The sequence below is a fragment of the Halomonas aquatica genome (assembly GCF_040196335.1).
GTDB classification, from domain to species: Bacteria; Pseudomonadota; Gammaproteobacteria; order Pseudomonadales; family Halomonadaceae; genus Halomonas; species Halomonas aquatica.
In genome coordinates, this window is sequence record NZ_JBEGCJ010000003.1 from 36,088 (window position 1) to 55,973 (window position 19,886).

Below are 19,886 nucleotides of genomic sequence, written 5' to 3' on the forward strand. Positions count from 1 at the left end.
CGGGCAATCGGCGTCGCCAACGGAAAACCCCGCCGGGCCAGCGCCCGGCGGGGTTTTTGTTTTACTGAACTCGAGAATACGCCTGGCCGAGTACCAGTGTTTTCCCTTCATTCAGTGGCGGAAGTGGCGCATGCCGGTAAACACCATGGCGATGCCGGCCTCGTTGGCGGCGTCGATCACTTCCTGGTCGCGCATGGAGCCACCGGGCTGGATCACCGCGGCGATGCCGGCGGCGGCCGCGGCATCGATGCCGTCGCGGAACGGGAAGAAGGCATCGGAGGCCATCACAGAACCCGGCACCGAGAGGCCCTCGTCGGCGGCCTTGATGCCGGCGATCTTCGCCGAGTAGACGCGGCTCATCTGGCCGGCCCCGACGCCGATGGTCTGGCCATCCTTGGCGTAGACGATGGCGTTGGACTTGACGTACTTGGCCACCTTCCAGGCGAAGGCCAGGTCGCGCATCTGCTGCTCCGAGGGCACCCGCTCGGTGACCACGGTGAGCTCGTCCCGGCCGACCATGCCCAGATCGCGGTCCTGGACCAGCAGGCCCCCGGTGACACGCTTGAAGTCGTGGGCGTGCTCGCGCTCGCCGGGCCAGTGCGCACCGACGTCGAGCAGGCGCACGTTCTTCTTCTCGGCGACGATGCTCGCCGCTTCTTCCTCGATTCCCGGGGCGATGATCACCTCGACGAACTGACGGTCGACGATGGTCCGCGCGGTCTCGGCATCCAGTGGCACGTTGAAGGCGATGATGCCGCCGAAGGCGCTGGTCGGGTCGGTGGCGAAGGCCTTGTCATAGGCCTCTCTCGGGCTTGCGCCCACCGCCACGCCGCAGGGGTTGGCGTGCTTGACGATCACGCAGGCGGTGTCGGTGAAGGTCTTGACGCACTCGAAGGCGGCGTCGGTGTCGGCGACGTTGTTGAAGGAGAGGGCCTTGCCGTTGAGCTGAGTGGCGGTGGCCACGCTTGCCTCACGGGCATCCGCCTCGACGTAGAAGGCCGCGCTCTGGTGAGGGTTCTCGCCGTAGCGCATGGCCTGCTTCTTCTCGAACTGCAGGTTGTAGGTACGTGGAAAGCCGTCCTCGCCGCCGGAAACCCGCTGGCCGAGGTAGTCGGCGATGGCGGCATCGTAGCCGGCGGTATGCTCGAAGGCCTTAACCGCCAGGTCGAAGCGAGTGGCATCACTCACGGCCCCCTCGTCTGAGACGACCTCGGCCAGTACCCGGGCGTAGTCGCCGGCATCCACCACGATGGTGGTGTGGGCGTGGTTCTTGGCGCAGGCGCGCACCATGGTCGGGCCGCCGATGTCGATGTTCTCGATGGCATCTTCCAGGGTGCAGTCCGGCCTGGCCACGGTCTGGGCGAAGGGGTAGAGGTTGACCACGACCATGTCGATGGGGTCGATGCCATGCTCCGCCATGACCGTGTCGTCCTGCCCACGGCGGCCGAGGATGCCGCCGTGGATCTTCGGGTGCAGCGTCTTGACCCGGCCGTCCATGATCTCGGGAAACCCGGTGTGCTCTGAGACCTCGGTGACGGCGATGCCGTTCTCCTTCAGCAGGCGGAAGGTGCCGCCGGTGGAGAGAAGCTCGACGCCCTGTTCGGCGAGGCTGCGGGCGAAGTCGACGATACCTGTCTTGTCGGAGACGCTGATCAGGGCGCGGCGAACCGCGGTGGAGGAGGCTTGGGCCATGGGAGTCACTCTTCTGTCGTTGGTCATGCTGATGCAGGTTGGTGTCGTTGGTCATGCTGATGCAGGTTGGGAAAGGGCGGCGGGAACGCGAAGGGAGCCGCATGGGCTCCCTGGATGGACCGCTCAGATCAGGCCGTAGTGCTTGAGCTTCTTGCGCAGCGTGCCGCGGTTGAGGCCGAGCATCTCGGCGGCGCAGGTCTGGTTCCCCCGGGTATGTTCGAGCACCGAGGCGAGCAGTGGCGCCTCGACCTCGGCCATCACCATGGCGTACAGGTCGGTGACACTGGAACCGTCCAGGTGGTCGAAATAGCGGGCAAGCGAGGCCTCCACGGCCTCGCGCAGGGGGCGTTCGTCCTGAGGGTCAGGGGGAATGCCTTCGCTCAGTCCGGCAAGTTCTGCAGAGGTCCGGGGGTCGAGCTCGGGCTGTGCGGGATTCTGGTCAAAGGGTTGGCTGCTGCTCATGCGGCACAGGTTCCATCCGGTGCCACGGCCCCGGCAACGCGATGCGGTGTCGCGGCGGGGTCGTGACGAAAGAGCTCATCGATGAAGCGGCGTTGTGACCGGCTGCTCTCCAGACCGTTGAAGGTAGCCCGGAGGGCCCGCCGCGCCTCATCGTCGAAACGGTCATCGCCGGCCAGGTACCAGCCGAGATGCTTGCGCGCGATTCGCACGCCCATGTGTTCGCCGTAGAAATCATGCAGGGCCACGAGGTGGTCGCGCAGGACGGCGGCACGTTCCTCGTCACTCGGCGGGGCAAGTGGCTGGCCATGGCGCAGATAATGATCGATCTCGCGGAATATCCAGGGGTTGCCCTGGGCGCCGCGACCGATCATCACCGCATCCGCCCCAGTATAGTCGAGGATCCGGCGTGCCTTGTCGGGGGAATCGATGTCACCGTTGGCGAACACCGGGATGCCCACCCCGGCCTTGATGGCAGCGATGGTGTCGTACTCGGCCGACCCGGCATAGCGCTGCTGACGATGACGTCCATGCACGGCCAGTGCCTGGATGCCGGCGTCCTCGGCGATGCGCGCCACCCGCACGCCATTGTTGCTCTCGGCACACCAGCCGGTGCGTATCTTCAGGGTCACCGGGACGTCCACCGCGGCCACGACCGCCTGGACGATCTCGGCCACCAGCGCCTCGTCGCGAAGCAGGGCGGAGCCGGCCGCCTTGTTGCAGACCTTCTTGGCCGGACAGCCCATGTTGATGTCGATGATCTCGGCGCCCATGGCGACATTCAGGCGGGCCGCCTCGGCGAGCATTCCGGCCTCGCCGCCGGCGATCTGCACGCTGCGCGGGCCCGGTTCCCCGCGATGGTCCATGCGCAGCCGCGACTTGCGGGTGTGCCACAGGCTGGGGTCCGAGGTGACCATCTCGCCCACGACCATTCCCGCCCCCAGGCGGCGGCAGAGCGCCCGGAAGGGCCGGTCGGTGATCCCGGCCATGGGAGCCAGCACCACTCGGTTGGGCAGTTCATGACGGCCGATGCGGGGCAGGGGGCGAGAGTCGAACATGGTCGCAGTCGTTGGCGGCAGGGGCTGCATATCATACGCTCCCGGTCACCGTTGTTGAACCGCTACTCAAGGCGCATGTCGGTCGAGGGTCGCCGCTCGACGGAGCGCCGCCCGGTCAGCCTCACCCAACCTTCGCGAATCGCCGGTTCGTCCATGACCAGTCCCCGGGTGCGGTAGGCCTCGAGCACCTCTTCGGACTGGGCCTTGAGGATGCCCGAGAGCGCCAGGCGGCCTCCCGGCGCCACGCGGCCGGCGATCTCGTCGGCGAGGTCCACCAGCGGGCCGGCGAGGATGTTGGCCACCACCAGCGGGAACACGCCCATCTCGAGCTGTTCGGGGTAGCAGAGCCGAAAGTCCGTCTCGGCCACACCGTTGCGTTCGGCGTTGTCGCGGCTGGCCGTGAGCGCCTGGGGATCGATGTCGGTGCCGGTGGCTTCCCTGGCACCGAGTTTGAGCGCAGCGATCGCCAGGATGCCCGAGCCGCAGCCCACGTCGAGCACCTCCAGGTCCGCAAGCTCGCTTGCGACCGCCATGCCATCCAGCCACTCCAGGCACAGCGCCGTGGTGGGGTGGGTGCCGGTGCCGAAGGCCAGTCCCGGATCCAGGTGAAGGTTGACGGCCCCAGGTTCCGGTGGCTCATGCCAGCTCGGCACGATCCACAGTCGCTCGCCCATGCGCAGGGGGTGGAAGTCAGCCATCCACTCGCGCTCCCAGTCGCGATCAGCCAGCAGTTCGACCTCGATCTCGGGGAACGGCTCGCCGGGCATCTCCTCGGCCCAGGCGGCGGCCAGGCGGCCGAGCATCGATTCGATGCCCTCGAGGTCGTCGTAGAGTCCGGTCAGCACCGTCTCTTCCCACAGCGGGGTGGTGCCTCGCTCCGGCTCGAAGACCGGCTCATCGAAGGCGTCCCGGAGCGTGATGGCGGTGGCACCTTCGGCCAGCAGCAGTTCTTCGAGAGTCTCGGCCTGCTCGGGGGCAATACGGGCCTCGAGTTGCATCCAGGGCATGGGTGGTCTCCGGTCGGTGCGGGGGAGCAGGATAGATCAAGCAGGATAGGACAAGAGAGGGGGCGTCAACGCAAGCGGGGCGGCCGTGGCCGCCCCGCAGGCAGGAAGAGGCAGGCTCAGAGGCCCAGCTTCTTCTCCAGATAGTGGATATTCACGCCACCCTTCTGGAAATGACCGTCGCGCACCAGGTCCTTGTGCAGGTCGGTGTTGGTCTTGATGCCCTCGACCAGCAACTCGTCCAGGGCATTGCGCATCCGGATCAGTGCGGTCTCGCGGTCCACGGCCCAGGTGATCAGCTTGCCGATCAGAGAATCATAGTGGGGCGGCACGGTGTAGCCGGTGTAGACATGGGAGTCCATGCGCACACCGAGGCCACCCGGCGGGTGGTAGAGACTGACCCGTCCGGGGGAGGGCATGAAGGTGCGGGCGTCCTCGGCATTGATCCGACACTCGAAGGCGTGGCCCTTCAGCTCCACCTGGTCCTGGCTGATGGAGAGCGGCAGGCCGGAGGCGATGCGCAACTGCTCGCGAACGATGTCCACGCCGGTGACCATCTCGGTAACCGGGTGCTCCACCTGAACCCGGGTGTTCATCTCGATGAAGAAGAACTCGCCGTCCTCGTAGAGGAACTCGAAGGTGCCGGCGCCGCGATAGCCGATGGTGACACATGCCTCGCGACAGGCCTCGAGCACCTTGGCGCGGGCGGTCTCGTCGATGCCGGGCGCCGGCGCCTCCTCGAGCACCTTCTGGTGGCGGCGCTGCAGGGAGCAGTCGCGATCATAGAGATGAATGGCGTTGCCCTGGCCGTCGGCCAGCACCTGGACCTCTACGTGGCGCGGGTTCTCGAGGAACTTCTCCATGTAGACGGTACCGTCGCCGAAGGAGGAGTGTGCCTCGGTCCGGGTGACATTGATCGCCGAGAGCAGGTGCGCCTCGGTGTGCACGACACGCATGCCGCGCCCGCCGCCGCCGGCGGCCGCCTTGATGATCACCGGGTAGCCGATGCGCCGGGCCACGGCGAGCAGCTCGCCCTCGTCGTCACCCAGGGGGCCGTCGGAACCGGGCACCGTGGGTACCCCGGCCTTCTTCATCGACTCGATGGCGCTGACCTTGTCGCCCATCAGGCGGATGGTCTCGGCGCGCGGGCCGATGAAGGTGAAACCGGAGCGTTCGACCTGCTCGGCAAAGTTGGCGTTTTCGGAGAGGAAGCCGTAGCCCGGGTGGATGGCGCTGGAATCGGTGACTTCCGCGGCGCTGATCAGTGCCGGAATGTTCAGGTAGGACTGCGCCGATGAGGCCGGCCCGATGCACACGGCCTCATCGGCCAGGCGCACGTGCATCAGTTCGCGGTCGGCCGTGGAGTGAACCGCCACCGTCTTGATCCCCAGCTCCTTGCATGCGCGCAGGATGCGTAGGGCGATCTCGCCACGATTGGCGATCAGAACCTTGTCCAGCATGATGAATCCGCCAGTTGGTGAATGATGAGGACAGGTGTGCGGTCAGGCGATGACGAGCAAAGGCTGGTCGAATTCGACAGGTTCGCCGTCCTCGGCCAGGAATGCCTCGATCACGCCGTCGCGATCAGCCTCTATCTGGTTCATCATCTTCATCGCCTCGACGATGCAGATTGTCTCGCCCTTCTTGACGCTCGAGCCGACCTCCACGAAGGACTTGGAGCCCGGTGCCGGCGAGCGGTAGAAGGTGCCGACCATCGGTGACTTGACGGTCTGGCCCTGATAGGACGGCGCAGCCTCGGCGGCGGGCTCTGGCTCTGCGGGGGCTGCCGGGGCCTGTGGGGCAGGCTGGGCCGCCCCATAGGGCTGGGGTGCAGGCTGTTGCCAGCTCGTGCCGTTGGGGTGACGGCTGATACGAACAGACTCTTCCCCTTCCTGGATCTCGATCTCGCTGATATTGGACTCTTCGAGCAGTTCGATCAGCTTCTTGACCTTGCGGATATCCATGACGTTGTCTCGACCGGTGGGGTTGGGGTGGTGATCCGGGGTACTGTCAACCCTGGCCAAATTGCAATAGATCGCAACAAGATGGCGCTTCTTCTGGTCTCTATCGACCATTAAGGGGCATTGATGCCGGATTCTGCCGAAAATCGGTAGGGATGTCCAGCCGTGGAAGAACGCTGTTCGAGGTCGATGGTTCGAGAGGCGCGAGTTCAGCCTTGCCGCCCCGCCAGCCAGGCCAGCACCTCCTCCAGGTGACTGGCCAATTGGCGGGCATCCACCTCGCCCTGGACGCGGGCGTCGCGGAGTTCCTCGTTGCCATCGAAGAACAGCAGGCTAGGCGGGCCGAACAGATGGAAATGGTCGAGCACCTCGCGGCTGGTGGCGTCGCTCTCGCTGACGTCGACGTTGATGCGTCGGAAGTTGGCCAGCTGGCCCGCCACCTCAGGCGCCGGATAGACGTTGCGCTCCATGACCTTGCAGGAAATGCACCAGTCGGCGGTGACGTTGACGAAGGCCGGCTCGTCACTCTCGGCCAGGGTCGCCCTCAAGGCGTCGAGGTCCTCCACGATGGTGATCTCACGGGCGACACCGGTCATGGACGGTTTGTTGGCCACAGGGTTGGCGGGTGCCAGGGGCCGCAGAGGGTCCTCCCCGCCACGGGAGGCGCCGATCACCAGGGCGATGCCCCAGGCCAGCAGCAGCAGGCCACCGGCCTGGCGCACCCTGGGCCAGCCGGGCGGCTGGTTGACGGTGAGCGCGCCCAGGGCCAGGGCGCTGCCGATAGCCAGGCTGGCCCACAGCAGCAGAGCGATGCTGCCTGGCAGCAGGCGCTCCACTAGCCAGATGGCGACCCCCAGCAGCAGGATACCGAAGGCGATCTTGACGCCATTCATCCAGGCCCCTGAGCGGGGCAACAGGGTGGTGCCGAAGGTGCCCACCAGCAGCAGCGGTACCCCCATGCCCAGGGCCAGGGAAAGGAGCGCCGCACCACCTGTCAGTGCATTGCCGGTGGAGGAGATGAATACCAGGGCTCCGGCCAGCGGCGCCGAGACGCAGGGCGAGACCACCAGCACCGACAACGCACCGGCCAGTGCCAGGCCGGCGGGCCCGCTCTTCTGGGCGCGGGCCTGCCAGGCATCGATGCGTGTGGTCGCGCGTGGCGAGAGGCGCAGGTCGAAGGTCCCGAACATGGCCAGGGCGAAGAGGGTGAAGAGCAACGCAAAGGTGATCAGCACCGGTGCGGACTGCAGGCGGGCCTGGAGGTTGAGGCCGGCACCGAAGAGTCCCATCAGCACGCCCACGGCGGAATAGGTCAGCGCCATGCCGCCCACGTAGCTCGCCGAGAGAGCGAACGCACGGGGGCGTGTCGGGTGCTGGCCGACGATGATCGAGGAGAGGATCGGCACCATGGGCAACACGCAGGGCGTGAAGGTCAGCCCGAGGCCGGCGAGGAAGAAGAGCCCGAGGACCAGCGTCAGGCTGGCCTCCGCCATCAGGGCCCGGAAGCGGCCATCCTCGCTTCTGGGGGCGGCAGCCAGCTCGCTGCCGCCGACGGTGCTCGCCTCGTCATCCGGCGTCCAGCCAGCGAAGCGGGCCGGCGCCTCGCCCTCACGGGCGGTCAGATCGACCCGTTCGGGAGGGTAGCAGAGGCCGGCATCGGCGCAGCCCTGAAAGGTCAGGGTGATGTCCAGCGGGCCCTGGTGGCCCGGTTCGAGGGCGGTCTCGAAGACCACGCTGCCATAGAAGACGTTGACGTCACCCAGGAACTCGTCGCTCTTGGCCTGCCCGGGAGGCAGGTCGGGTTTCCCGAGCGCCAGGCCGTCTGCCGAGGTCTCGATGTCGAACTGGTGACGATAGAGGTAGTAGCCATCGGCGTTCTCGATGCCGACGTGGAGAGTCTCGCCATCGTGCCAGGCGCTGGGCTGGAAGGCTTCGCGCACCGGCAGGAACTGCCCATCATCATCCCGGGAGAACCACTGGGCCTGAGCCTCCAGCGGTAGCAGCAGGGTGATCAACAGGGCGAGTCGCAGGACGATCGGCACGGCACTTCCTTGGTTGCAGCGGTTGCTATGAACAGTTGGTCGAATGGCGCGTATTCGACCTCCGGCGGTGGGACGGGGTTCCGCCCATCGGCGGCATGGCCGTCAGCCTGCTAGGATATCGCAGAAGCAGGGGGGCGATGAGGGCATCCCTTCTGTATCAGGCTGCGCCGAATTGTCGCGCCGCTGCAAGCTTTCATCATCAAGGAAACCTGATCATGGCGTTGACGCAAAAGGGTGCCGCCAGGCGCCGCAGGCGGACCGAGGAACTGGAGCGTCCGGATTTTGGCTGGATCTGGAAGCCGCTGCTGACACTGCTGGTGCTCTACCTGGGGGTATGCGTGGGACTGGGTGCCTGGTGGAGCCGCACTCCGGCGGCCTTCGACGTGGAGCAGGCCGTCGCCGAACAGCGCGGCGCGGCCTCGGGCAGCCCGGCATCCCGGGGCGCGGTAACCACCGCCGGCCTGATGACCCTGGTCGAGACCTTGCTGGATAAGCCCGGGGGCTACCTGCGCAATGATCTCGCCCCGCCCGGGGTATGGCTCGACAACATGCCCGCCTGGGAACTGGGCGTGCTCACCCAGGCCCGTCGGCTAGCCCGGGTGCTGCCGGTCATGGAACAATCTTCGACACTGGGGCTGGAGGCGGCGCAGGAGCGCCTGGAGGGTGACAGCCGCAATTGGTTCTACCCTTCCACCGAGAAGCGCCTGAAAGAGGCCCTGGCCGGACTCGGCAGTCATCTCGAAGCGCTCGGGGAGGGCGGTGACGCCGCCTTCGGTGAGCGGGGCCAGGGGCTCGCGGCCTGGGTCGAGGAGTTCAGCCGCACGCTGGATGATCTGGGGCTCCGGCTCTCTGCCAGCATCGGCAGTCGCGAGGAGCTCCGCGACCTGGATATCGACGCTGAGGCCCTGCCGGCGCGCACTCCCTGGTACCGGGTCGATGACGTCTTCTTCGAGGCCCGCGGCCAAGCCTGGGCTTTGATTCATCTGCTGCAGGCGGTACAGCGCGACCAGGCCGATGTGTTGGCCGCTGCCGGGCTCACCGCACGCTGGGAGAGCCTGGTGGACGAGCTCGAGCGCAGCCAACGACGGCTGTGGAGCCCGCTGGTACTCAATGGCTCGGGCTTCGGTATCTTCGCCAACCATTCGCTGGTGATGGCCAACCACATGGTGCGGGCCCGTGACCTGTCCCGGTTGCTGGCCGAGGGCCTGGCCGAGGCGACGCCCGCGCCGGCAACTGCCGCCAGCAACGAGGCAGTCGCTCAGGAAGGCCCGGACGTCAGCGAAGCGCCGGCATCTGCTGCCAGCAGCGAGGCAACCGCTGAGGAAGCCCCGGACGTCAGCGAAACTCCGGCATCCGATGCCAGCAGAGAGGCAGCCGCTCAGGAAGGCCAGAACGTCAGCGAAGCGCCGTCGCTTGGCACGGTAGAGCCAGCGGCCGAGGAAGACGCACCGACAGAGGGTGAACAAGCGCCGTCAGCTGATGTTGCCTCGACCGAGGAAGAGCCCCAGGGCTGAGCGTCCAGGAAACCCGACAACGAGAACGGGCCGCCCTCAGGGCGGCCCGTCCTTTTTGGCTGAGGTGCTGCGCTTGCAGTCTCCCGGCCGGATGATCAGGCCTTGTCGTGGGCGGCCACGGCCTTCTCGATGGCCTTGCAGGCGGCCTCGGAGCCTTCCCAGGACTCCACCTTGACCCACTTGCCCTTCTCGAGATCCTTGTAGTTCTCGAAGAAGTGGGCGATCTGCTGGCGCAGAAGCTCGGGCAGGTCGGTCACCTCATGGACGTCGTCATAGAGGCTCGAGAGCTTGGGATGGGGCACGCAGACCAGTTTCGCATCCTCACCCGCCTCGTCGGTCATGTTGAGGATGCCTACCGGGCGAGCGCGGATCACGGCGCCGGGCTGGACCGGGTAGGGCGTCACGACCAGGGCATCCAGGGCATCGCCGTCGTCGGCCAGGGTATGCGGGATAAAGCCGTAGTTGGCCGGGTAGAACATCGGCGTGGCCATGAAGCGGTCGACCAGCAGGGCGCCCATGTCCTTGTCGATCTCGTACTTGATCGGCGCATGGTTGGCCGGAATCTCGATAGCCACGTAGACATCGTGGGGGAGATCCTTGCCGGCGGGGATGTTGTCGAAGTTCATCGTCGCTTCCTTGGGTTGGCAATAATGAGGCTTGGCGAATCGGACAGGCGGTAAAAATCCGCCGAATTATACGAAGCCACAGCGGGGATTACCAATGGGCCTTAGGTGGCATGCGGCCTTTCGCGTTGACGGGCCAGGCGTGGGGGCAGGGTGTATCATGGGTCCCCGATGGAAGGCGTCGGCCACCGGCCGGCGGATCGCGTCGCTTGCGAGGAGAACGCCTTGACCCCCCTGCACCTGTCGCTGAGCTTCGGCCAGGCTTTCGTGGCGCCCGACCGGCGTCGACATCGCAGCTCGATGTCGGTGCGGCTACCCGACACTGCGCTGCTGTCGGCCAAGGGAGCCTGTGCCCTGATCAGCGACTCCACCTCGCGCAACAACCTGGCCAAGCAGGCAGGCGATTTGAGCGTCAAGGGGTTCCTGGCAGACTATTTCGCGACTCCCGACCACTGGGACGTCAAGACCTCGGCGACTCGGGTGCTGCTTGCGCTGAATGGCTGGTGCTTCAGCCAGAATCGGCAAATGTCGGATGGCAGCTATGTCTCCTCCCTTTCGGCCATGGTGTACCGCGGGCGAGAGGCCCACCTCTTCCACATGGGCGACACGATGGTGTTCCGGCTGCGTGGCGCCGAGTTCGAGCAACTTTCACGGGATCATGTCACCGACCTGGGCGGTTATCGCTACCCCTCGCGGGCCATGGGCATGGACAGCGGCCTTGAGATCGATTATTCCAGCCTGCCCCTGAAGCAGGGCGACATCTTCCTGTTCACCACCGAGGCGGTGCAGGGCACCCTGATGCCCTCCGATTACGTTCGCCTGATCCGTGAGGGTGCCAGCGACCTGAATGCCGCCTGCGAGCGGCTGGCCGCCGCAGCCCGCGAACGCGCCCAGGAGCGGGGCTACGGCAGTGCCCAGTTCTGTTTTCAGCTGGTGCGCATCGATGCCCTTCCCGACGCCTCCGAGGACCAGCCCGGCCGCGTCTACGGCGACCTGCCGATCCCTCCGGAGCTGTCGCCGGGAGAGCGCCTGGATGGCTTCGAGATCCTGTCGGTTCTCTCGCGCACGGCTCAGTCGCGGGTCTATCACGTGCGCGACCTTCAAAGTGGGCGTGAGATGGTGATGAAGGCGCCGAGCCCCGAACTCTCCAGCCTCAATGCCTACCTGGAACACTTCCTGCTGCAGCAGTGGGTGGTGGAACGCGTCACGTCACCCTTCGTGGTGCGCATCATGGAGTCCTCGCGACCACGGCGTTACCTCTACTACCTGATGGCCCATATCAAGGGAGAGACACTGACCGAGTGGCAGCGGCATCATCCTCATGCGAGCCTGGGGCAGCGCCTCGATATCGCCAACCAACTGGGCAAGGCGGTGCAGGCCCTGCACCATCGAGACCTGCTGCACCAGCGTATCCACCCTGACAACGTGCTCATCGACACGCATGGCCAGGTGGTGCTGGCCGACTTTAGCGCCTGCCACCTACGCGACGTGGACGGCCACCGCCGCTCACGTGATCTGGTGCGCCAGCTGGGGCTCACCGAGCACAGTGCGCCGGAGTACGCCCTGGATGATCAGGTCAGCCGTCGCAGCGACCAGTACTCCCTGGCCTCGACCATCTTCTGGCTGCTGACCGGTGAACTGCCGTATTCCCTGGCACCTAACCGTCTGCGCAGCCATACCGACCTCGAGCAACTGGCCTACCGGAGTGCCCGCACGCTCAATCCAGAAGTGTCCTTCATGCTGGACGATGCCCTGCGCAGAGCCCTGGACCCCCAGCGAGCGCTTCGCTTCCGGCGCATGTCGGAATTCCGCCGTGCCCTGCGTCCCCCTCGGGAGGGGGCTCGTGATGGGGTGAGCAGCGGCGGGCGACGGTCGGGGGATCGGGCCAGCTTCTGGCAGGGGGTGGCGGGGATCCTGCTGATGTTGCTGGTGTTGTCCTGGCTGTTGAGATAAGGCCCTTCGAGCGGCTTCAAGCTACAAGCACCGAGCAGTCTATTGACGGGCGGTAACTGGCGAGATCGTGCCGAGAACGAAAAGACCCCGCCGGACTTGATGCCTGGCAGGGGCTCGTTGGCATCGATGCTAGTGCCGATCTTTCATCGTTGGCAGCTTGGCAGCTCAGATCGTGAATTCGGGCAGCTTGCGCTCGACCCTGGCCTTCTTGAGGTGAGCGACCTTCGGCAGGCCGTTCTCGAAGGGCGGGTAGTCCTCGCCCTGGATCAGCGGAGCGAGGTACTGGCGACAGGCCTCGGTGATGCCGAAGCCGTCCTCGCGAATGAACTCGTGCGGCATGTACTTCTCTCGGTTGGCCACCTCGGCCAGCGGTGCGGCCTCGATGCGCCAGTCGTAGGGCGTCTCGCTGACCCGCTTGATGGCCGGCATCATGGCGTTGCGGCCTGCGATGGCCAGCTCCACGGCCTTCTCGCCCACCGCGTAGGCCTGGTCGACATCGGTCTTCGAGGCCAGGTGGCGGGCGGCCCGCTGCAGGTAGTCCGCCACCGCCCAGTGGTACTTGTAGCCCAGATCCTGCTTGACCATGCCGGCCAGCGTCGGCGCCACGCCGCCGAGCTGCCGGTGGCCGAAGGCATCGGTGTTGCCGGAGTCGGCGAGGAAGGTGCCATCCTCGTAGCGGGCTCCCTCGGAGACCACGATCACGCAGTAGCCGTAAAGCTTCACCGACTCCTCGACTCGGGCCATCACCCGGTCACGGTCGAAGTGCACCTCGGGGAAGATCACAAGATGGGGCGGTTCGCCCTCGCCGTTGCCGGCCAGCGCCCCGGCGGCGGCGATCCAGCCGGCGTGGCGGCCCATCACCTCGAGCACGAACACCTTGGTGGAGGTGGCGCACATGGAGGCGATGTCCAGCGAGGCCTCGAGGGTCGAGGTGGCGATGTACTTGGCCACGCTACCGAAGCCCGGCGAGTTGTCGGTGATCGGCAGGTCGTTGTCCACGGTCTTGGGCACGTGAATGGCGGTCAGCGGGTAGCCGAGCTTCTCGGAAAGCTGTGAGACCTTGAGGCAGGTATCGGCGCTGTCACCGCCACCGTTGTAGAAGAAGTAACGGATGTCGTGCGCCTTGAACACCTCGATAAGCCGCTCGTACTGGGCGCGATGGGTCTCGATGTCCTTGAGCTTGTAGCGGCAGGAGCCGAAGGCCCCACCGGGCGTGTGGCGCAGGGCGGAGATCGTCTCGTCCGACTCCTGGCTGACGTCGATCAGGTCCTCGGTGAGGGCCCCGATGATGCCATTATGGCCGGCATAGACCTTGCCGATCTGGTCCGGATGGCGGCGGCAGGCTTCGATCACGCCGCAGGCGCTGGCGTTGATCACGGCGGTGACGCCGCCGGACTGGGCATAGAAGGCGTTATGCTGGGCCATGGGCTTACCTGTTGCTGGTGAGTCGAGGATTCCGAAGGCCCGAAAGTCTAGCCGAAAGCGCCTTGAACTGCATCCACGCGGGCGGTGTGATCGGGTCCTCCTCGGGTGCCGGTGGCAACGGCGGTGGCTGGAGCGGCCTCAGGACGCCATGCTAGTCTCGCCCAGACCGCGCCGCGGCCAGCGGCGGCAAGACGTCCCGGAGAACGCATGCACCTTCATATTCTCGGCATCTGCGGCACCTTCATGGGTAGCCTGGCATTGCTCGCTCGCGAGATGGGCGTCAACGTCAGCGGCTCGGATGCCAATGTCTACCCGCCCATGAGCACCCAGCTCGAGGAGGCGGGCATCGTTTTGTGCGAGGGTTACTCGGCCGACAATCTCTCGCCGCGACCTGACCGGGTGGTGATCGGCAACGCCCTCTCGCGTGGCAACCCGGAGGTCGAGGCAGTGCTCGACCTGGGGCTGCCCTATGTCTCGGGCCCCGAGTGGCTGGCCGAGCAGGTCCTGCCGGGGCGTCGGGTGATCGCCGTGGCCGGTACCCACGGCAAGACCACCACGGCGAGCCTTCTGGCCTGGCTGCTGGAGTCCGCGGACCAGACCCCGGGCTTCCTGATCGGCGGGGTGCCTCGCAATTTCGGCGTCTCGGCCCGTCTCGGCGCCCATGATGCCCCTTTCGTGGTGGAGGCCGATGAGTACGACACGGCCTTCTTCGACAAGCGCTCCAAGTTCGTTCACTACCGCCCACAGATCGCCATCCTGGGCAATCTGGAGTTCGATCACGCCGATATCTTCCCCGACCTGGCCGCTATCGAGCGTCAGTTCCACCATCTGGTGCGCACCGTGCCGGGGCGCGGCCTTCTGCTGGTGGCTGACGGCGAACCGGCCCTGGAGCGGGTGCTCGAGATGGGCGCCTGGACGCCGGTGGAGCACTTCGGCGCCGAGGCGTCGAGCCCCTGGCGACTGGAACTCGAGCGGGAGGATGCCTCGCGCTTCCGGGTCATCCATGAGCATGGCGAGGGCCCGGATGCGGTGAATGAGGATGCGGTGGTCGACTGGTCGTTGACCGGCGCCTACAACGCCCGCAACGCCCTGGCCGCCCTGGCGGCCGCGAACGCCTGCGGGGTCGATCTGGTGCGCGGTGCCGCTGCGCTGTCGCGCTTCGCGACGCCACGGCGGCGCCAGGAGCTGCGCGGGGAGGTGGCCGGCATCGAGGTGATCGATGACTTCGCTCACCATCCCACGGCGATCGCCGCTACCCTGGAGGGGTTGCGGGCCGCGACGCCTCGTGGCCGGCTGCTGGCGGTGATCGAACCGCGCTCCAACACCATGCGCCTGGGCACCCTGCGCGACCGCCTGGCGGCCAGTGTCGCCGCCGCCGATGCCGCCTTCTGGTTCCAGCCGCCGGGGCTCGACTGGTCGCTGGCTCCGGTGCTCGAGGCGAGCCCGGTTCCGGCCCGGCTGCTCGAGGACCTCGATGCCCTGGTAGCTGCCCTGGTGGCCGAGGCACGTCCGCTGGATCGCATCGTGGTGATGTCCAATGGTGGTTTCGGCGGCATCCACGAGAAACTGCTGGCCGCACTGGAGGTCGCCCATGCCGGGTAAGTCGAATGAGCCGAATGAGCTGCGCGAACCCGTCACGGTGGCCCTGACCGGGGCCTCGGGTGCCCAGTATGGCCTGCGCCTGATCGAGGCGCTGGTCGAGGCCGATCATCGCGTCTGGGTGATGATCTCCAAGGCCGCTCACCTGGTGATCGCCACCGAAACCGACGATGAGCTGCCGGCGCGCCCGGCCCGGCTGGCGGAGGTACTGGCCGAACGCACGGGGGCCGCGCCCGGCCAGATCCGTTGCTTCGGTCGCGAGGACTGGATGGCACCGGTGGCCTCCGGCTCCGGGGCACCCTCGTCCATGGTGATCTGTCCCTGCTCCACCGGCACCCTCTCGGCGGTGGCCACGGGGGCCAGCAACAACCTCATCGAGCGGGCCGCCGACGTCGCCCTCAAGGAGCGACGCCGGTTGATCATGGTGCCCCGCGAGACCCCGTTCTCGGCGATCCATCTGGAGCACATGCTGGCCCTGACCCGCATGGGGGCGGTGATACTGCCCGCCGCGCCGGGCTTCTATCACCAGCCGCAGCGGATCGAGGACCTCGTCGACTTCATCGTGGCGCGTATCCTCAACCAGCTGGGCATCGAGAACCACCTGATGCCCCGCTGGGGCGAGCCGTGATCAACCTCTCGCTGCTGTCGGTCTTCGTGCCGACCTTCCTGCTGGTCTCGCTCACCCCCGGCATGTGCATGACCCTGGCCATGGTGCTTGGCATGACCCAGGGCGTGAAGCGCACGCTGTGGATGATGGCCGGCGAGCTCGTGGGGGCGAGCCTGGTGGCCTTCGCCGCCGGCGCGGGCGTGGCCGCCATGATGCTGCGCCAGCCCGAACTCTTCGCGATCTTCAAGTGGCTGGGCGGTGCCTATCTGGGCTACCTGGGCCTGATGATGTGGCGTTCCCGGGGGCGCATGGCCATTCCCCTGGCACTCGAAGCCGGGCCGCCCGTCGCCCGGGGGCAGCTGGCCCTGCAGGGTCTTGTCACGGCGGTGGGCAACCCCAAGGGCTGGGCCTTCTTCATGGTCCTGCTACCGCCCTTCCTCGACGCCACCCAGCCGCTGGCGCCACAGCTCGCAGCGCTGATCGCGGTGATCCTGATCATCGAGTTCCTCTGTCTGCTGCTCTATGCCACGGGCGGGCGCACCCTGCGTCGGCTGCTCGGCGAGAGTGGCAATGTGCGCCTGCTCAACCGCATCGCCGGCACCCTGATGGTCGGGGTGGGCCTCTGGCTGGCCCTGGCATGAGCCTGCCATGATCGAGCCCGAACCTCGTTTCTCAGACTGGCGGCAGCCAGGCAATGCGCGCAGCGACCAGCACCAGGGAGGCGACTCCCAAGAGGTGCCAGGGGCAGGGACGAAGCGAGGGGCGAGGATGGCGCTGCCAGGCAAGCTGGACCAGGGCGCAGACCACCAGGCCCAGAAGGGCGCCACCGATCAGGTCGCTGAGCCAGTGCACCCCGAGCACAAGGCGCGACAGTGCCATGGGGAGGACCATGGCAATGGCCGCCCAGTAGGCCAGAAAGCGCTTCCCGGGAGGCAACTCGAGGCTGACGAAGGCCGCGGCCATGCCGAACAGCACCACCGCGGTCGAGGTATGGGCGCTGGGGTAGGAGAGGGAGCCGGCGAGATGGTCGAAGGTGTCGGGTCGGGCGCGGCCGATCGCCGACTTGCCCAGGCTGTTGAGCAGCGCGATGCCGAGAAGGCCGCCGGTAATGTGCCAGAAGGCCGGAAGCTGGCGCCGCCAAAGTAGCCAGGTGGCCCAGGGAAGGAGCAGCGCCAGCACACCGAGCAGGTCACCGGCCCCGGCCAGGGCCTCGCCGGCCGCGTTCAGCCCGGGCAGGGCCAGCCTCTCCATCAGCGCCGCCAGACGCGTGTCCATGGCCAGTGGCCCGTCATGCTGGATCACCACCAGGGTCCAGGCGGAGACGGCGGCCAGGGAGAGGATCAGCAGCAGCCAGGAGGCCAGCGGCGGTTCCTCGTCATGGGGTGGGGATAGCAGTTGCCAGAGGCGCCTGCCGAGGGCGCTGCGTCGCGATAGCGAGGCCAGTCCTTGGTAGGCCAGGCCGTCGCGGGTCACCAGGTGGCGCACCCAGGAGAAGGCCACCGCGAGCACTACCACCAGGGCGCCGAGGCCGATCAACCATTGCTCCAGCGCCTCGGGCAGTCCCAGCAGCCGCTGCCAGGTGCGTCCAAGAAGATAGCCCGGCAGCACGTAGGCCGGCGCCCACAGCGCCGCCGAGACCAGGTTGGCCCAGATGAAGGCCCGGGGTGACATCCGCAGCATGCCGGCGATCAGGGGCACCACGGGCCTCACCGGGCCCACGAAGCGACCCAGGAAGACCGAGAGCGGTCCGTGCCGCTGAAAGAATCGCGCACCCCGTGATAACCATTCCGGGTGGCGTGACAGGGGCCACAGCATGGTGACCCTCTCACGCTGGTGATAACCCAGCATGAAGCTCAGGCCGTCGCCGACCACGGCGCCGATGAAGGCGGCAATGATGGCCGGCGTCACGGCCAGCTCCTGATGTCCGGCCATGGATGCGGCGGCCGTCATCAGTACCACGCCCGGCACCAGTAGCCCCACCAGCGCCAGGGATTCGACCAGGGCGATGGTGGCGATGATCAACAGCAGCAGCCCCGGAGAGGGCGCCAGCTGGAAGAGGGTGTCGGCAATGTTCAAGGGCCGCTCCGTTGTCTTGCCATGAATCGGCGTACCTCAGGCTCAGCCGATGGCCAGCGACTCGCTGCCGGCCTCAAGGCGTTGCTCGAATCTCGGCCAGGACTCTCCTGCCTTTAGCCGGCACAGGCGCATCCGCGCTGCCACATGACCGGTATCCATCAGGGTGATCTGATCAAGGGCCTGAAGGAGGCGCTGCTGCATCAGCAGGGCACTGCTCTCGGTGGTGTCCGGCATCACCAGCCAGAAGTCCGCCTGGCCTTCCCGGCCCAGGGTGTCATGGTCGCGTCTGCGGCTGGCCACCGCCTGGCAGAGGCTATCCAGCAGGGCCTGTCGAGCTCTCGGACCGAACTGCTCGCCGACCATGTCCAACTGGGGCAGGTGTATCAGCAGCACCGCCAGGGGCTGGCCGAGCATCCCGGCGCGATCGATCTCGCTGGCCAGCCCCTCGTGCAGGGTCTCGCGTCCGTTGGCCGAGCATTCCGAGTCGCGAGGGTCGGTGGCCCTTAGCAGGGCGTGCTGGCGGGCCTGTTCCCAGGGAATCAGGGCCGCCACGATTACCAGGCTCAGGTAGCCCAGCAGCGTCTGACTGTCGAGTTCCCCTTCGCCGAGCAAGGCCAGCCAGATCGGCGTCAGCGAGAGGTTGAGCAGCATGGCAGGCGCCAACGGCAGCAGCAGCAGGGTCAGCACCGGAGGAAGCCCCACCCATAGCAATGGCAAGCCTGACTGGCGGGGCAGCTCGACGGCGATCAGCAGGTAGCCGCAGACCAGGGCCAGGTAGGCGGCCATTCGCGATTGCTCATCACCCGTCGTGTTCAGCAGGGTGGCCACCAGCATCAGTAGCGAAAGGATAGCGGGCAGGGGGATGCGCTCGTACTCCCCCAACAGGTAGAGCCACAGGGACATGCCCAGTAGCAGCAGTGCACCGCCGGCGTGCCACGCGGCGAATAGCCGCGAATGATGGGGACGAAGATCAGGCATGGGACGGCTCCTCGATCACCAGAAGTCCGGCAGGTTGGCGAGCCAGGGCAAGGCGTTCGGCATCCAGGGATGCCAGGCCGGACAGCGGAATCGCACGGGCCGGCCCACGCGCCCCAAGGGAACGCCACAGCATGCCTCTCCGCTCATTGGCTTGATGACGGTCGCGGCTGATCAGTACCGTCGCCAGGGTCCGAGAGTCGAGGCGGTAGCAGTGCTCGAAGCTGTGAGTCAGGTGGCACAGCCGCTGGGCCAGTGACCAGCTCTGGTGCCGTGGTGCATGCAAGAGCAGCAGCTCGGCATGCACACCCTCGCGCAGGCTGCGGCTGCGTTCCAGAGCGAGGTCGCGAGGTAGTCGGCTGCCTGGCCACAGTGTCAGGCCGGGGACCAGGCGGGCCCGACTTAGGGCACTCTTGCGCAGGGTGCGCAGGTCGAGGGCCCTGGATAGGCCCAGCAGCATCAGGGCCGCGAGCCCCAGGCCGCTCAGGGTCCACTGCTCGAGACCCAGTAGCTCCCTCAGCGGCCACCAGGTCGCCAGGGCCAGCAGGGTCTCCAGCAGCAGGATCCAGCGGGGCTGGGGAAGCATCAACAGCACCGCCCAGGCCCACAGCCAGGTGACGTGCCGCTCGGGGGCCACCCACAGCAGGGCAGCGAGCAACAGGCCAGGCAGCAACTGCCAGGGCACAGTGACGGGGCGACGATGGTTGAAGGCCATCAGCAGCGCGGAGGTGGCCAGCCAGGTAGCGGACAGCCACAGCAGCAGGGCCTCGGTCAGGGTCGTCGTGGCCATGGCCAGCAGGGCCAGCAGGACCGCCGCGACCAGCAGGTTGCCGCGCAGCAGTCCGATTTTGTACTTGGTCTGCATGGTGGCTTAGTATGATTCCCTTGCCGGTTCACG

General features: G+C 66.9%; 17 protein-coding genes. 5 read left to right on the top strand and 12 right to left on the bottom strand.

Going from position 1 to position 19,886, the window contains the following annotated elements; genetic code table 11:
• Window positions 1-111: 111 nt before the first annotated feature.
• From purH to dsbD, 7 genes are all read right to left on the bottom strand, one after another.
• The gene (gene purH, locus ABE960_RS06465) at window positions 112-1,692 is read right to left on the bottom strand and encodes a bifunctional phosphoribosylaminoimidazolecarboxamide formyltransferase/IMP cyclohydrolase (RefSeq protein WP_349761435.1); all 1,581 of its coding nucleotides are present in this window, start codon (window positions 1,690-1,692) and stop codon (window positions 112-114) included.
• A 123-nt stretch (window positions 1,693-1,815) separates the two neighbouring features.
• Window positions 1,816-2,154 (bottom strand): DNA-binding transcriptional regulator Fis, encoded by a 339-nt coding sequence (gene fis / locus ABE960_RS06470; protein WP_349761436.1) that lies wholly within the window; start codon window positions 2,152-2,154, stop codon window positions 1,816-1,818.
• Complete coding sequence (dusB, locus tag ABE960_RS06475; RefSeq protein WP_349761437.1) at window positions 2,151-3,209, bottom strand: tRNA dihydrouridine synthase DusB; 1,059 nt, start codon at window positions 3,207-3,209, stop codon at window positions 2,151-2,153. The genes fis and dusB overlap by 4 nt, the downstream gene beginning before the upstream one ends.
• Window positions 3,210-3,271: 62 nt before the next feature.
• Window positions 3,272-4,216: a 50S ribosomal protein L11 methyltransferase gene (gene prmA / locus ABE960_RS06480; protein WP_349761438.1), complete on the bottom strand. Its 945-nt coding sequence runs from the start codon at window positions 4,214-4,216 to the stop codon at window positions 3,272-3,274.
• 116 nt (window positions 4,217-4,332) lie between these two features.
• Window positions 4,333-5,673, bottom strand: coding sequence for an acetyl-CoA carboxylase biotin carboxylase subunit (accC, locus tag ABE960_RS06485; RefSeq protein WP_349761439.1), 1,341 nt, complete (start codon window positions 5,671-5,673; stop codon window positions 4,333-4,335).
• 42 nt (window positions 5,674-5,715) lie between these two features.
• A complete protein-coding gene (accB, locus tag ABE960_RS06490; RefSeq protein ID WP_349761440.1) occupies window positions 5,716-6,177 on the bottom strand; it encodes an acetyl-CoA carboxylase biotin carboxyl carrier protein in 462 nt (153 codons plus the stop codon).
• 206 nt (window positions 6,178-6,383) lie between these two features.
• Window positions 6,384-8,216, bottom strand: a complete 1,833-nt coding sequence (gene dsbD, locus ABE960_RS06495; RefSeq protein WP_349761441.1) for a protein-disulfide reductase DsbD — start codon at window positions 8,214-8,216, stop codon at window positions 6,384-6,386.
• Between the two features lie 215 nt (window positions 8,217-8,431).
• Here dsbD and ABE960_RS06500 point away from each other — a divergent pair, with 215 nt between their 5' ends.
• On the top strand, window positions 8,432-9,730 hold the full coding sequence (locus ABE960_RS06500) for a DUF2333 family protein (RefSeq protein ID WP_349761442.1): 1,299 nt from the start codon (window positions 8,432-8,434) through the stop codon (window positions 9,728-9,730).
• Between the two features lie 95 nt (window positions 9,731-9,825).
• On the opposite strand, the gene ppa is transcribed toward ABE960_RS06500, so the two are convergent.
• On the bottom strand, window positions 9,826-10,356 hold the full coding sequence (ppa, locus tag ABE960_RS06505; RefSeq protein ID WP_349761443.1) for an inorganic diphosphatase: 531 nt from the start codon (window positions 10,354-10,356) through the stop codon (window positions 9,826-9,828).
• A gap of 297 nt (window positions 10,357-10,653) precedes the next feature.
• Here ppa and ABE960_RS06510 point away from each other — a divergent pair, with 297 nt between their 5' ends.
• Window positions 10,654-12,306 (top strand): protein kinase domain-containing protein, encoded by a 1,653-nt coding sequence (locus ABE960_RS06510; RefSeq protein ID WP_349761914.1) that lies wholly within the window; start codon window positions 10,654-10,656, stop codon window positions 12,304-12,306.
• 165 nt (window positions 12,307-12,471) lie between these two features.
• Here ABE960_RS06510 and ABE960_RS06515 read toward each other — a convergent pair whose 3' ends face one another.
• The gene (locus ABE960_RS06515; protein ID WP_349761444.1) at window positions 12,472-13,731 is read right to left on the bottom strand and encodes a 6-phosphofructokinase; all 1,260 of its coding nucleotides are present in this window, start codon (window positions 13,729-13,731) and stop codon (window positions 12,472-12,474) included.
• Window positions 13,732-13,938: 207 nt separating this feature from the next.
• Here ABE960_RS06515 and mpl point away from each other — a divergent pair, with 207 nt between their 5' ends.
• The 3 genes from mpl to ABE960_RS06530 are packed head-to-tail and all read left to right on the top strand — an operon-like array spanning window position 13,939 to window position 16,578.
• Window positions 13,939-15,333, top strand: a complete 1,395-nt coding sequence (gene mpl / locus ABE960_RS06520; RefSeq protein ID WP_349761445.1) for a UDP-N-acetylmuramate:L-alanyl-gamma-D-glutamyl-meso-diaminopimelate ligase — start codon at window positions 13,939-13,941, stop codon at window positions 15,331-15,333.
• Window positions 15,323-15,958, top strand: coding sequence for a flavin prenyltransferase UbiX (locus ABE960_RS06525; RefSeq protein ID WP_349761446.1), 636 nt, complete (start codon window positions 15,323-15,325; stop codon window positions 15,956-15,958). Before mpl ends, ABE960_RS06525 begins: the two co-directional genes overlap by 11 nt.
• On the top strand, window positions 15,955-16,578 hold the full coding sequence (locus ABE960_RS06530; RefSeq protein ID WP_349761447.1) for a LysE family translocator: 624 nt from the start codon (window positions 15,955-15,957) through the stop codon (window positions 16,576-16,578). Before ABE960_RS06525 ends, ABE960_RS06530 begins: the two co-directional genes overlap by 4 nt.
• Window positions 16,579-16,609: 31 nt before the next feature.
• Here the strand turns inward: ABE960_RS06530 and ABE960_RS06535 are convergent, their stop codons facing one another.
• From ABE960_RS06535 to ABE960_RS06545, 3 genes are read right to left on the bottom strand one after another with little or no spacing between them, the layout of a single operon-like run.
• Window positions 16,610-18,013 carry a bifunctional DedA family/phosphatase PAP2 family protein gene (locus tag ABE960_RS06535; RefSeq protein WP_349761448.1) on the bottom strand — a complete coding sequence of 468 codons (1,404 nt, stop codon included), beginning with the start codon at window positions 18,011-18,013 and terminating at the stop codon, window positions 16,610-16,612.
• Window positions 18,014-18,055: 42 nt separating this feature from the next.
• On the bottom strand, window positions 18,056-18,991 hold the full coding sequence (locus ABE960_RS06540; protein ID WP_349761449.1) for a GGDEF domain-containing protein: 936 nt from the start codon (window positions 18,989-18,991) through the stop codon (window positions 18,056-18,058).
• The gene (locus ABE960_RS06545) at window positions 18,984-19,853 is read right to left on the bottom strand and encodes a hypothetical protein (protein ID WP_349761450.1); all 870 of its coding nucleotides are present in this window, start codon (window positions 19,851-19,853) and stop codon (window positions 18,984-18,986) included. The genes ABE960_RS06540 and ABE960_RS06545 overlap by 8 nt, the downstream gene beginning before the upstream one ends.
• Window positions 19,854-19,886: the final 33 nt, after the last annotated feature.